We start from the raw sequence: 11,611 nt of genomic DNA on the forward strand, positions 1-11,611 counted from the left end.
GCGCTTGCGTCACTGAAGGTGACGGAAGCCGCCTCATCAGGTGCGGCTAAAAAATAGCGTGAGCGCCAAGGGATCGCTGACGTTGACCTAGATCAAAGGATGGTTTGCCATCATGCGGCTGCAGCCGGCGACGTCCGCCGTCAGAACTACCGCTAGACGCTTTCCAATCAAAGCACGACAAACCACGGGCTAGGCAGCTGCAATGTCCGTTGCGGGTCATTCGCGTCGGTCGGGCGCCCGGCCAACCGCGTCCGGTCTATCCCGATAACCGGACAACACAAAAGCGGGTCCGGACTTCGCATTCGGGCCACAACCGGACATGAACCCGATGCCCGCGTGATATCCTCGGCTCTCGCTCACGTCCCTTGACCGAGGACGCAAGGACTAATGAGCAAGCCAGTGCGATGGATAGTTACTCAGTGCCCGTCAAAACTGGCGCGAGGCGTATTTGTATCATCAAGTTGGTGAAGTTCGCCGAAGCGCTTCGCGCGTGAAACAGATGCCATGCGCGAGCTATTGCAGGGCGCAACAATGGCGGCGAGATCACGACCGCGTAGGTACATCATTTTTGGGGTCAACCCGCCGTGCCGTGCAATCCAGGCGCGCACAGCAGCTGGATAGGTCTGCATCAGGTCCTGTGTCCCGGATGCGCTGACGACACGTTTGCCGGAGCTATCGAACATCCATGCCGCATGGAAACCAAGCACCGCGTCAGGGGTGACGCAGATTCGGTCGCTCGGCACCAATCCGAGCACCATCGTGCAGGCGGAAACGCATGTGCCGGCAATGACGACGGACTCGCCGGAGTCGCGAACCTGCTGGAAGCGCGTCGTGTAGTCCCGCATCTTTCCGCCGATGTCGGCGCTGATAATTACGGTCGCGGAAGCCGATGTAACGCTTAGTGCCGTCGATACAACGACAGCAATCAGGCACGCTCGCATGTCCATTTCCCCGGCAGCATCGGATCAATCCTACGGCACGCATCGCAAATCGCGTGCCACCAGCCGAGGTGACCAGCTAAAGAGCTGATTTAAATAAGTGTTCTTGAAATGGGTGACGCGGCTTACCCTTGTGTAACGGGAAAGCAATTTCGCTGAAGCCTAAAAACGCGGCAGTCTCACGCCGCTTTGATGAAGATCAATGCAACAAGAGCTGTAACCTACCAGAGGCACTTTCGAGTAAAAGCGGGAGAAAAATCATGGCTACCAAATACATCCTTGCCGTCGCACTCATAACGCCATTCCTGACTGTGTCCGCCATGGCACAGCAATACCAAGGCGGCCCGAAATCGTCTGTTCCGCCCCCGACGCAGCAAATGAGCAGCGGAGGCGATATCTACGCGCAGGGAGTCGATATCTACGCGCAGGGAGTCGATATCTACGCGCCTAGAGTTAAAGCCAACAAGCCCCACGCCTATCGCGGTGGCCCGAAGACTGTCGTTCCGCATGGTCGTTGAGAGAACGTCGCTTCGGATTATTTGCGTCGATTTGATCGTGCGCCAATTCCTCTAAGCGGACAGCTGCGTCTCCGCATGCCTTCCACGTGTCACGATGAACAACATGATGGATTATATGTCGTTCGCAATGATGGGCGGGATGGCAATCGGCTGGGTTCTTCTCCTTGTTTTTCTGGTGCTCGGGATCGCTGCCCTGATCAAGTATCTTCGCACTTGACCGGTCGACCTTTCGGTATGGGTCAATCGCGTCGCTTTGATCGCGTGCCGTTCTCTTCCGGTCTGTCTCGGTGTGCGGACATCGTCAGATCGCCCTGGCATGTCTCACACGGGCAAGATACGGACTCCAGACGGCTTCAATGCATCTTCTTCCGAATCTTCCGGATGAACTCGCGCTGCTCCTCGATGTCCTCGCGGACCATCTCTCGAAGGTCCTTCAGCCCACTCGTGCTCCTCTTGGGCAGGAGGCTTCTTGGGTGGTTCCTTTTTCTCTCATGTTTGACCCCTTTGGAGCACCTGCTCAACCTCATGAGGTGGTGCTCCCATGCGGGCCAAAAGGGGTCTCGGCGGTATTTGCTCGCGCAGCAAGAAAGCCGCCAGGAAATGATTACATGTTGATCTGCATTAAAAACGGGGGGTCGGAATACGCTTAACGGCTGCCCCTCTCGCGCAAGCGATTACAGAAATCTTCCAGCACAGTCTGCAAGTTTTCGCAGTTTACGAGTAGCCGCTCCGCTTGTTCGCGCTCCGTTGTGCCGAAGGGATGACCATCGCGCATCTCCGTCATGCGCTTAACCCGATCACGTCCATCTGCGGCTCTTTTCTCCGCAAATTCGAGATGTTCCTGATCGTGCGCGAGCTTATCCAGTTCGGCGATCAATAGCCTGGTTATGGCCATTTGGCTGTTAAACGTCAGATCACTGCCGGTCAGGAGCCCGATGTAGTGATCTACGTTGGCTTTAGCGACGAACTGTTGCATCGGCCCCCTTAATCCCACTCCCCACGATGCCATTCTGCACCTGGACCGGACGTCTGGAAATATATTTCCTGCAGGAATTGTCACGTCGGCGTGACGAAAAGCTGTCGGGGTCGGCGACGCCCGCTATGGGTCAAAAGCGGCGGTCGGGCGTTTGCATGCGGCAGGTCCGATCTACCCTTCATAGCGGACCTGCTTACGCCCGCGACGCCAACTATCCGTGCGCCGATCCGATCCCCAATAGAGTTCTTCGGGACGCCGCATAACGCCCGTCTCGCGAGCGCTAAATCCGCCGTAGCGCTGAGCCTCGTGGTGGAAGGCACCACCCGTAAATTTCCCAAGTGTTGGCAACCAAGCGCGCTGGTTAAGTGGTCGGCAGGTTCTGAGCGCCGCACCATGAAAGCACCGAAGCCAAAACAATGGGCCGAGCAGGAAGTCCGACGCTTGGTCAGGCTCGCCCGGCAGGGCGTTGGCGTATCGAGGATAGCAGCCGAACTGGGCCGCCATGCCGGATCGGTGAGGCGAATGGCGCGAACGATGGGAATACTGTTGAAGAAGTAGCCGTCGCTCGACGCGCATAGGCGCTGATCAGTTGAATGCAGGGCGGCGGCACTACAGACCAAAACTGCGGCGCATCTCCCGCACAAGCCTGAACGCAGCGTCAGTATTTCGGCCGTAGAAGAGCGCCTGATCGAGCTGCGAAAGAATGGTCAGCCCAAATAGTGCGATAGCAATGCCTCTAAACATGGTTGTGGACCGGGTTGAACCATACAGCGAAAGTTCAAATCGGCCCCAGCCGCAGGTTGGGAGAAACAGCCGGGGCCGACATTCCCATTCCGTGTGCCGTAATCAGCGGTAATCGGCACACTCCCAGCAAGCCACGCTAATGCTAATGAATTGTTTCGAAGGACCGAAATTCGGAAGAAAGCGCTTTGATGTCGCAGCGCCCGCGCTTCGCAGTGTAACACGCGGGTCGGAGCCCCGACTAAACCACCCGGTGGGGAAGTCACGCCGAGCGCGAACGTGCACATCCACCTAAACTTTCGGTCGGCAAAAGTTTAACGTCTCGCCGGTCAGATCACTTTGGCTTTCTCTGCTCGAATGTGCAGAACGTAAAGCATGTTTTGAAACTCGTCGGTCACTTCCATCCGCCAGTCTCGGCCCGGCACCAGTTTCCCGTCAATGCCTTGGAGCATCTGCCCGGCCGTGACTGTGGTCTCCTTCGACGCTGCATGCTTGTCAGGAAGCTCCTCGCCCTCGCGGTCGATCTCGGTGCGCTCGTGCGTGATGTGAAAGAAGTATCTCGGCATGCGCGGTAATGCGCTACGGCGGATTCTGTTCCTATGGCGACTACTCAGGTGGCCGCAAACCGGGTGAGGTCAGCCACTCTGTCATGTGCGAGCCCGTTCTTGCCCCCGCTCCGCTGGGGGTCCCATTTTAATGGCGCCAAGGGCAGCTACCTGAGAGACGAAACCCTCAGTGCAGCTTGCGAGCTAGTTTCTTGATGACCTCGCGCAGGTCCTTTGTGTACTCCTCGACGATCCGCCGCGCTTCCTCTAACCGGGACGGCTTGGGCTTCTTGACCGGCTTTTGGGGGCAGGGCCTGCGCATGGGACGATGCTTCGGCCGAATTGAAGATCGCCATTGAGCCAAGTCAACGGTTCCGCAGATTAGGACACCTCTCAGATCGAGCAGGAAGTCAAAGCTGGTCTGTGGCGCGTTACCGGGGTCCAGAGCCACGTGTTGAGGTGGCTTCAGTCAGATTTCCTCCGTGCAGCAATCTCTTTGACCTTTGTCAACGTTCGCTCGAATTGCGATGTGAGATACTGCTCGTGCGCCAGGTCAGTCGGCTTCACCAGAAACGCGACTTTCACGAAGAAGCGGTTCAACAGCGAAGTAATCAAAAGATTGTCCGAGTATTTTGAACGGAGCGCCGTAAGCTGGCGACGCATCTCTACGAGATCAAGCGTTTCGTAGTCCGGCTGCTCTCTCAAGTGACGCTCGCGCGACTATCCAGTTCGAAGTCGCTGCACCGAGTATAATGGTGCGGCGACTTCGATGGGGTGTACCGGAAAGGGCAATATCCGGTGTGCGCAAACCTAGTCCTCTAGCGCGCGGCCGCAATCACGGTCTGGAATTAAGCTTGATGTTCGTGCTGCAAGTTAATTCTGGAACTGTGGCTGAGGCGAAGGAAGTGTCGAAAATGCGCTGCCCGGGCCGTTCAATGTTGAGCGCAGCGTGGGCACTCCCCATCTGCTGCCTTGCTAAGCTGCCGCGCGAATTCTTGTCTGAGGTCTTGCGTCTCCCAATTCGTGCCATCGCTCCTAACGATCCTCTTGGCGCGCTCGAAGGCGTGGCTTTCGGCTGCATCGTCGCCGACGCGGATGGTGACTTCAGAGTGGAAGGGGCAGACGGCGACGGCACGGGTTGTCTCCAGCGCGTAGTGCACAGTTGCGCTGAGATCGTCGGCATAATCTTCAACGGACATGTCGGGCCTCCCTGTCCGCATCTTGGGCGTTGCGATTGAGGTAAGGCAAGGCCCGGTGTGTCTAGGAGCCCGGGCCTCATAACCTCAGCAGCCTGACAACAGGTTGTTCGGCTCCGCGTCCAGTCTGTCCGAGATGGGATGCTCTCACTCTGATGCTGCGCAAAGCTCCATCGGGCCAGCCTGACCCCTTGGGGCTGGAGGGGACAAGTGCGGGGCCAAGCGGTCCGACGGCTGGCGCCTGACGAGGTGCCATGCAATTGGAGGCTAGTCCCAGTCGGCGATAGCGCTCTGTTCACTTGTGAGCCGGAACAGGTATTTGTAATGTTCCCTCACTGGAACATCGAGGCCGCAAATGAAAGACATGCAGGCCCAACTGGAGAAGCTACAGCGAGATACCGCTGAGTGCGCCCTTATTCGCGACTTAGCGACTGACCCAAAAAAGCGCGAACTGTTTGCCAAACTGGCTGAACACCTTGCAGTGCTCGCATCCGCAGTGGAGCAGGCTATCGGTGAGAGCGCGGGCAGCGACATCGCTCCTGATCTGCCGCCCAGGCCGTAATAATGTGTGGCGCCGCTTGAGCGGGTTGCCCTAAGCTCCATCTCGCAATCAGGCATCGAATGCCTATTTTTCCCGCATGCGTTCATTTGAGTTTTGCCTGCCGAGCAAGGGCATTTCGGTCCCGGACGGCCCCGATTGGCTTCATGAAGTAAAGTACGACGGCTATCGCCTCCGTCTGGAGCGCGATGGCGACCGCGTGCGCCTGATCACGCGCGGCGGGTACAACTGGGCCACTCGCTATCCTTGGATCGTCGAGGCCGCTCGCAAGGTCCGCCAGAAGCAATTCGTGCTCGATGGCGAAGCGGTCGTGCTCGGCGTCGATGGAATCTCAGATTTTAATGCGCTTCACTCGCGCAAGTACGATCATGAGGTGCAGTTCTGCGCCTTTGATATTCTTGCTGAAGGTGGTGACGATCTCCGCATGCTCCCGTTGTCGATGCGGAAGACGAACTTGGAGCGCCTGCTGGCGCGGCATCCTGAAGGCGTTTTCGTTAATCCCTTTGAGCGTGGCGAGCTTGGACCTGACCTATTCCGCGCCGCGTGCGACATGGGTCTTGAAGGATTGGTATCGAAGCGTCGCGACCGGCCTTATAGGCGGGCCGGAGCAAGCATTGGGTAAAGGTAAAAAACCGCAGTCACCCCGCGATGGAACGGGAGCTGTGAGGTCGCGAACAAACAAGTTGGCAGCACCAGCATGTTGCACGCAAGCAACTCTTCTCTTGTTCCATGATTTGCGCCGTGGTTTCGGCTTCACACGATAAGCCTGACCTGCGTAGATAATCTGCGCGCAAATTGGCTGATCGGCGGGGAAGAAGCCGCGCGCATTTATCCGGCGCCTACAGAAAGACCGTCTGTAGATGGTCTTTCTGTAACGCCCGGCCGTTCGTATTTAGTCACGCAGGAGAATATTCGGGCTTTCCCGCGATCTCATATTATTTATGGGGCCGACTATGTTGGATGACGAATTCAATAGGCAACGTGCGAAAGTATTGCGTGAACTCGCAGAGCAAGCTGACCCTTTCATCAAAAAGCGGCTTTTAAATCTAGCGCAGCGCTACGAACCCAGTCAGCCCGCAAAGCAGAAAGGCCCCGACGATGTTGCACGTCGGGGCCTTTCAAGATCGTCAGGCACGGGTACCTCCGCCGGGCCTTCCGATCATTGATATCGCCGATTACACCATCCGATCTTGGTGCAGACTATGACAAGGCTGCTTCATCGGGGTGATCACATTCGGCCTGAAGGCTGATGGCCGCCAGTTCTGCGGCCAGCTCGCTGAACCGGACGAGCTGGCTGCTTCGCAGCGGGATCTTACGCCGTTTGTGACGTTGCCTCTTGTTCGCCGAGAATATAGCGCGACGATCTGGGTCGGAAGAGCGCGGCGATCAGGATGGCGAGTCAGTGTCGCGGCGCGATGATGATCGCCGCGATGATTGTCGCGCGCAAGAGTTTTGTTTGCTTTGATTGTCGCGGAGCGTCAATCAAGCGAGCGTTTTTTGTGTCGCGTGCTCCGGTGGCCGCCCTGGACCACGCTTTCGCTCGAGGGCAGTCCGCCTGCGATAGCTCTCGACGTTCATCTCGACGATGGTGGCGTGGTGAACAAGGCGATCGATCGCCGCGAGGGTCATAGCTGGGTCCGGAAAGACCTTGTTCCATTCTCCAAAGGGCTGATTGGCGGTGATCAGCAAAGAGCGTCGCTCGTAGCGTGCGCTGATGAGCTCGAACAGCACACTGGTCTCGGCCTGGTCCTTGGTGACATAGGCAAGATCGTCCAAGATGACGAGATCGAAGCGATCGAGGCGGTTGATGGCGCCCTCGAGGTTGAGCTCGCGGCGAGCCACCTGGAGCTTCTGCACGAGATCGGTGGTGCGGGTGAACAGGACGCGCCATCCGTTCTCGATGAGGGCCAAGCCGATTGCTGCCGCCAAGTGGCTCTTGCCTCCACCGGGCGGACCAAACAGCAGCAGATTGGCGCCCTTGCCGAGCCAGCCGTCGCCGGCGGCGAGTGCGGTCATTTGCGCCTTGGAGATCATCGGCACGGCCTCGAAGTCGAAGCTGTCAAAGGTCTTTCCGGTAGGCAGCCGCGCCTCGACGAGATGGCGCTCGATGCGGCGGCGGCCGCGCTCAGCGATCTCGTGCTCGGCAATGGTGGCGAGGAAGCGCGCCGCCGGCCAGCCTTCTTTATCGGATTGCTCGGCAAATTGCGGCCACAGCGCCTTGATGGCGGGCAGCCGCAGCTCGTTGAGCAACAGATTGAGGCGCGCGGTGTCGACTACGTTGGTTGTGCTCATGCGGCGCCTCCGATCTCGGCGGTACCGATGAGGCATTCATAGGTGGCGAGCGGTGCGAGGCGTACCACGACGTTCGGCACCTGGGCGGGATCCGGGGCGAAGTGAGTACGTAGCCGGTTGAGGTCGGGCAGCCGGCCGTCGTTCAGGTCAGCCGTGAGCTGATTGGCGAGTTCGGCCTCGCAACCGCGCTCATGGGCGAGTGCGAGGAGATCGACCATGATCCGGCAGGCCTTCTTGTCCGGTAAGCGTTTGCGCAAGACGTCGAAGGCTCGGCGGTAAGCTTCCCGGGGGAACAGCTGGTCGCGGTAGACCAGGTTGAGGAGCGCCATCGGCTTGCGCCGCAAGGAATGGATCACGTGCCGATAATCGACGACCTGATCGTGCTTGCCATTGGGATGCGGCCGCCCGCGCGGCAAGGTGAGGAGATGCGTGCCGCCGACAAACACGTCGAGGTGATCGTCATACAGGCGCACCCGCAGCCGATGGCCGATCAAGCGCGACGGCACCGTGTAGAACACCTTGCGCAAGGTGAAGCCGCCGGACGACGTCACGTGGACGATCACCTCTTCATAGTCCGACGTGCGGCGGTCCGGCAGATCCTGAAGTGCGCTACGTTCACTGTCGATCCGCTTGGCGTTGCGGGCATTGCGGCGGCTGGCGATCTCATCGATGAAGCCACGATAGGCAGCTAGATCGTCGAAGTCGGCGGTGCCACGCAGCAACAGCGCGTCGCCGATCGCTCGCTTGAGATGACCATGCGAACTCTCGATCGCCCCGTTCTCGTGGGCGATGCCACGATTGTTGCGGGAAGGCCGCATGCCGTAATGGGCACAGAGGTCTTCGTATCGCCGCGTCAGATCGTCTTTGGCGTCGCGGTCGAGATTGCAAAAGGCGGCCGACAGGCTGTCGGTGCGATGCTCCCGTGGCGCCCCACCGAGTGACCACAAGGCATTCTGCAGGCCTTCGGCCAGAGCGACGAAGCTCTCACCGCCGAGCACGACATGGGCGTGCTCAAACCCGGAATAGGCCAGCCGGAAGTGATAGAGACGATGGTCGAGCGGTACGCCCGCGATCGTGACACCCAATTCGCCCATGTCGGTGAAGTCGGACAGGCCGCGCTGACCGGGTTCGTGGGTCTGGCGGAAGATGACCTCCTGCTCCTCGCCGTGGATCGCCCGCCAGGCCCGGATCCGGCGCTCCAGCGTGCGACGGATGCCGGCGCCGAGCTCGGGATGGCGTCGGAGCAACTCCTCGAAGATCGTGACCGGCCGCACACCGGGGGCGGCCTTCAGCATCGGCGCGATCTCTGTCTCAAATACGCGGGCCAAGGGATCTGGCCGGCGACGGCCGCGGGGAGCCTTCTTCTGCGACGGAAGGCGTCGATCCTTCTCGATCCGGTAAGCGGTCGAGGTGCTGAACGAAGCCTTGGCGGCGGCCACGGGTGGGCTATCGGTCTGACGGTACTTCATGTAGAGCCTCATTTGGTGATCGGTAATGTGTCGGCCTGGCACGCGAGTGATTCCTCTTGGCGGAAGAACCACTTGCATAACCAGCCGGCCGCGATCACCAGTCGGCGCGGTCCGCTGTGGATCGCGCCGACGCCGGGCTCGTAACTCCGGTCGGGCTACGCCCTCCCTGCGTCACGAGCCCGGCGTAGCCCTCTCATCATGGTCGACGCTCCACTTCCATCCTGTTCGCCGCGCGGCAGCCGAGAATGACAATCATCGCGTCAACAGCCCGAACCGCCGCCGCCACGCAATGCGAACCTTCTTCTTTCGCTCGTAAGCCAGCTGGCGCACGGTCTCGGGTCCGAATGCGGTCGATCTCAGAGCGGCCCAATGGGGGCAGCGCTGCCCCCATCTCCGCCGCCACCGAGTTCGGGATGCGAGACGGATCGCGGCCAATCCAGCCATCGAGCCGGTTCATGATCTTGTACGGCTCGCCGCCGGGGGGCGCAAATTTCATGAGGTCACCTCCCGCTCGTGAGTGGGCTCCAACGTGCTCATCGCGCGATGAGGCCCTTGAGGGACTGCTTCACGGGAGAATATTTGAAGTGTGGCTCCTTCGGCGGCTGAGCAGGCGCAGGCACCTGGGCCGTTCCGTCGTCGGGACGCGGCAGCTCGGCCGATGCCGTACCAGCAACCACGGCATCGGCATGCGCACGCAACAGTTTGCTGACCAGTTCCAACGCCGCAGGGACCTCCGCGCGACAGATCGCCATGAACTTGTCGAGCCCGAGCGCGTCGAACACCACCGGGACCGCACGAGCCGTGTGCTCGGAGAGGCGCGCGGCGATGCTATTGAATTCCGCGCCGACCTGGGTCAGCTCGCGAACGAGCAGTTCGATCTCGGCGGCGGTCTCAGCACGCACCTTGCGGTCCGCGATCTCGGCCTTAGTACGCTCAAGGGCCTCCAGCTGCTGATCGACTTCGGTGAGGGCAGCCTTCAAGGTGGCGCTACGGTCCTGTGCCGCACGCAATGCCGCTTCCGCGCGGTCAAGCTCGGCGTCATCGCCGTCGATGGGCGGCGGAGACATCGCCCGCTACGTTGCCCGACACGGCTCCGCTCGCGTCTCGAAGTTCGTGCTGCTGAGCTGCGTCACGCCATTGTTCGTCAAGACCGCGGATCACGACGGCGTCGACAAATCGGTACCCGACCGCAATAGGTGCGCTGATGCCGTACTGTTCACGGGCCTGCTGAATGAAGTCGCCGAGCTCGAGCGCACGATCCCGTACGTCCTCCTCGTCGAAGACGCCCTCCGCCAGGCGGCGCAAAAACCGCGGCATTCCGTTCTCCAGAACGCGACCGCGGGGCGAGAGGAGAGGGGAGCCAGGCGAGATCATGGCGCCGAGCCGCAGAAGATCGTTCTCGTCGCCTCCCGTGCCGTGAAGGATCCGAAGCTCCGATCGCACGGTAACTGACCGTGCGATCCAGCGGACTTAGCTTCCCATAGCCTCCCCAGATCTCTCCGGGGGCGAACGCCGGCGCTTCAAAGTCGAACAGGGATAGAAGAGCAGGGTTCGGGTCAACACCTACTCGGGCCACGCGGTCGCTCGCCGCGAGATACCGCACGATTGCCATCGCGGCGTGGGCATCGCACGCGACGGACCGGCTCGGCTCCAAGCACTGGCTGTGCGATGACCGCCCGCTTCGCGCGGTGCCAAAGTTCAGTAACGGGCCGGTCTGACGTCAGTGTCAAACTTCAGTCTCGGCTTCCAACGCCACCAGGACAGCTCTCGGGGCCGCCCAAACGGAAAGGGGCAATGTTGCCAAAGGAAGCCCGTGCCAAAATCAAAATGCGCCAGTGCCAAAGTTAAACGCGTACGACAGCCACACGCCGCTTGAGATGAAAACGGAGGGTCCTTCGCATAAGGTTCATTACGCGAAATTGGATGTCCAGCGACGTGTCTGCTCGTGTTTGACAGACGTCCCGACATTGAGAACAGGCCACGAACCGGGTTTGCCAACTCGCTATCAAAAATTGTCAACCGTCGGGGTCGCCGAACGTTTCGGGTATAATCTAAGACGTTGATAAGACTTCTGTTATTTGGTGAGCGCGCTGGGGCTCGAACCCAGGACCCCGTGATTAAAAGTCACGTGCTCTACCGGCTGAGCTACGCGCTCCCATGGCCGCGGATGGCTTTCAAGATCGATCGCCATCGTCTTCGGACATTCGAGAAGCATGTCTTGCCGCTGCGCTGAAGCTCGCGTCGCGGGGAAAAACCGGCTGTTTCCGGATCATGCTTTCGGCCCGCGCTGTGTAGGGTGAGTGGCTGCTGAGGTCAATAGCGCGGGTGGCTGCCGCAACTCTTGGCAGGAGCGGGGATTTGCTCGCGGTGTCCGCAG

14 protein-coding genes, 1 tRNA gene and 1 pseudogene are annotated in these 11,611 nt (G+C 59.9%); 4 read left to right on the forward strand and 12 right to left on the reverse strand.

Annotation, left to right across the window (positions count from 1 at the left end):
* Nucleotides 1–416 precede the first annotated feature (416 nt).
* Nucleotides 417–941: a hypothetical protein gene (locus AB5K84_RS23380; protein WP_162494101.1), complete on the reverse strand. Its 525-nt coding sequence runs from the start codon at nucleotides 939–941 to the stop codon at nucleotides 417–419.
* Nucleotides 942–1,198: 257 nt separating this feature from the next.
* On the opposite strand from AB5K84_RS23380, the gene AB5K84_RS23385 reads away from it, so the two are divergent.
* Both AB5K84_RS23385 and AB5K84_RS23390 read left to right on the forward strand, forming a co-directional pair.
* Nucleotides 1,199–1,456, forward strand: coding sequence for a hypothetical protein (locus AB5K84_RS23385; protein WP_011087394.1), 258 nt, complete (start codon nucleotides 1,199–1,201; stop codon nucleotides 1,454–1,456).
* A 94-nt stretch (nucleotides 1,457–1,550) separates the two neighbouring features.
* On the forward strand, nucleotides 1,551–1,673 hold the full coding sequence (locus AB5K84_RS23390; RefSeq protein ID WP_370165957.1) for a hypothetical protein: 123 nt from the start codon (nucleotides 1,551–1,553) through the stop codon (nucleotides 1,671–1,673).
* A 429-nt stretch (nucleotides 1,674–2,102) separates the two neighbouring features.
* Here AB5K84_RS23390 and AB5K84_RS23395 read toward each other — a convergent pair whose 3' ends face one another.
* The 5 genes from AB5K84_RS23395 to AB5K84_RS23415 form a co-directional block, all read right to left on the reverse strand.
* Nucleotides 2,103–2,432, reverse strand: a complete 330-nt coding sequence (locus tag AB5K84_RS23395; protein ID WP_038967404.1) for a hypothetical protein — start codon at nucleotides 2,430–2,432, stop codon at nucleotides 2,103–2,105.
* 1,070 nt (nucleotides 2,433–3,502) lie between these two features.
* The gene (locus tag AB5K84_RS23400; protein WP_011087390.1) at nucleotides 3,503–3,739 is read right to left on the reverse strand and encodes a DUF6894 family protein; all 237 of its coding nucleotides are present in this window, start codon (nucleotides 3,737–3,739) and stop codon (nucleotides 3,503–3,505) included.
* Between the two features lie 166 nt (nucleotides 3,740–3,905).
* Nucleotides 3,906–4,040, reverse strand: a complete 135-nt coding sequence (locus AB5K84_RS23405; protein WP_257784518.1) for a hypothetical protein — start codon at nucleotides 4,038–4,040, stop codon at nucleotides 3,906–3,908.
* A gap of 143 nt (nucleotides 4,041–4,183) precedes the next feature.
* A complete protein-coding gene (locus AB5K84_RS23410) occupies nucleotides 4,184–4,423 on the reverse strand; it encodes a hypothetical protein (protein WP_038967405.1) in 240 nt (79 codons plus the stop codon).
* Between the two features lie 227 nt (nucleotides 4,424–4,650).
* Nucleotides 4,651–4,917 carry a hypothetical protein gene (locus tag AB5K84_RS23415; RefSeq protein WP_038967406.1) on the reverse strand — a complete coding sequence of 89 codons (267 nt, stop codon included), beginning with the start codon at nucleotides 4,915–4,917 and terminating at the stop codon, nucleotides 4,651–4,653.
* A gap of 352 nt (nucleotides 4,918–5,269) precedes the next feature.
* Here AB5K84_RS23415 and AB5K84_RS23420 point away from each other — a divergent pair, with 352 nt between their 5' ends.
* On the forward strand, nucleotides 5,270–5,476 hold the full coding sequence (locus AB5K84_RS23420) for a hypothetical protein (protein ID WP_038967407.1): 207 nt from the start codon (nucleotides 5,270–5,272) through the stop codon (nucleotides 5,474–5,476).
* 76 nt (nucleotides 5,477–5,552) lie between these two features.
* The gene (locus tag AB5K84_RS23425) at nucleotides 5,553–6,095 is read left to right on the forward strand and encodes an ATP-dependent DNA ligase (RefSeq protein ID WP_011087388.1); all 543 of its coding nucleotides are present in this window, start codon (nucleotides 5,553–5,555) and stop codon (nucleotides 6,093–6,095) included.
* An 860-nt stretch (nucleotides 6,096–6,955) separates the two neighbouring features.
* On the opposite strand, the gene istB is transcribed toward AB5K84_RS23425, so the two are convergent.
* From istB to AB5K84_RS23455, 6 genes and pseudogenes are all read right to left on the reverse strand, one after another.
* Nucleotides 6,956–7,765, reverse strand: a complete 810-nt coding sequence (gene istB / locus AB5K84_RS23430; RefSeq protein ID WP_018270204.1) for an IS21-like element ISBj11 family helper ATPase IstB — start codon at nucleotides 7,763–7,765, stop codon at nucleotides 6,956–6,958.
* Complete coding sequence (gene istA, locus AB5K84_RS23435; RefSeq protein WP_038973741.1) at nucleotides 7,762–9,276, reverse strand: IS21-like element ISBj11 family transposase; 1,515 nt, start codon at nucleotides 9,274–9,276, stop codon at nucleotides 7,762–7,764. Before istA ends, istB begins: the two co-directional genes overlap by 4 nt.
* A 154-nt stretch (nucleotides 9,277–9,430) precedes the next feature.
* Nucleotides 9,431–9,730, reverse strand: coding sequence for a hypothetical protein (locus AB5K84_RS23440; RefSeq protein ID WP_441232645.1), 300 nt, complete (start codon nucleotides 9,728–9,730; stop codon nucleotides 9,431–9,433).
* Between the two features lie 37 nt (nucleotides 9,731–9,767).
* Nucleotides 9,768–10,301 carry a hypothetical protein gene (locus AB5K84_RS23445; RefSeq protein ID WP_011087387.1) on the reverse strand — a complete coding sequence of 178 codons (534 nt, stop codon included), beginning with the start codon at nucleotides 10,299–10,301 and terminating at the stop codon, nucleotides 9,768–9,770.
* Between the two features lie 112 nt (nucleotides 10,302–10,413).
* A pseudogene (locus AB5K84_RS23450) lies at nucleotides 10,414–10,695 on the reverse strand (alpha/beta hydrolase); the annotation flags it as partial.
* A gap of 618 nt (nucleotides 10,696–11,313) precedes the next feature.
* A tRNA-Lys gene (locus tag AB5K84_RS23455) sits at nucleotides 11,314–11,389 on the reverse strand.
* Nucleotides 11,390–11,611 lie beyond the last annotated feature (222 nt).

Origin of the sequence: Bradyrhizobium sp. 1200_D9_N1_1 (genome assembly GCF_052075915.1) — a bacterium.
Lineage (GTDB): Bacteria > Pseudomonadota > Alphaproteobacteria > Rhizobiales > Xanthobacteraceae > Bradyrhizobium > Bradyrhizobium diazoefficiens.

Coding starts and splice junctions, on each gene's coding strand:
- AB5K84_RS23380 (WP_162494101.1), bottom strand. CDS start 941: ATGCGAGCGTGCCTGATTGCTGTCGTTGTATCGACGGCACTAAGCGTT.
- AB5K84_RS23385 (WP_011087394.1), top strand. CDS start 1,199: ATGGCTACCAAATACATCCTTGCCGTCGCACTCATAACGCCATTCCTG.
- AB5K84_RS23390 (WP_370165957.1), top strand. CDS start 1,551: ATGAACAACATGATGGATTATATGTCGTTCGCAATGATGGGCGGGATG.
- AB5K84_RS23395 (WP_038967404.1), bottom strand. CDS start 2,432: ATGCAACAGTTCGTCGCTAAAGCCAACGTAGATCACTACATCGGGCTC.
- AB5K84_RS23400 (WP_011087390.1), bottom strand. CDS start 3,739: ATGCCGAGATACTTCTTTCACATCACGCACGAGCGCACCGAGATCGAC.
- AB5K84_RS23405 (WP_257784518.1), bottom strand. CDS start 4,040: ATGCGCAGGCCCTGCCCCCAAAAGCCGGTCAAGAAGCCCAAGCCGTCC.
- AB5K84_RS23415 (WP_038967406.1), bottom strand. CDS start 4,917: ATGTCCGTTGAAGATTATGCCGACGATCTCAGCGCAACTGTGCACTAC.
- AB5K84_RS23420 (WP_038967407.1), top strand. CDS start 5,270: ATGAAAGACATGCAGGCCCAACTGGAGAAGCTACAGCGAGATACCGCT.
- AB5K84_RS23425 (WP_011087388.1), top strand. CDS start 5,553: ATGCGTTCATTTGAGTTTTGCCTGCCGAGCAAGGGCATTTCGGTCCCG.
- istB (WP_018270204.1), bottom strand. CDS start 7,765: ATGAGCACAACCAACGTAGTCGACACCGCGCGCCTCAATCTGTTGCTC.
- AB5K84_RS23440 (WP_441232645.1), bottom strand. CDS start 9,730: ATGAAATTTGCGCCCCCCGGCGGCGAGCCGTACAAGATCATGAACCGG.
- AB5K84_RS23445 (WP_011087387.1), bottom strand. CDS start 10,301: ATGTCTCCGCCGCCCATCGACGGCGATGACGCCGAGCTTGACCGCGCG.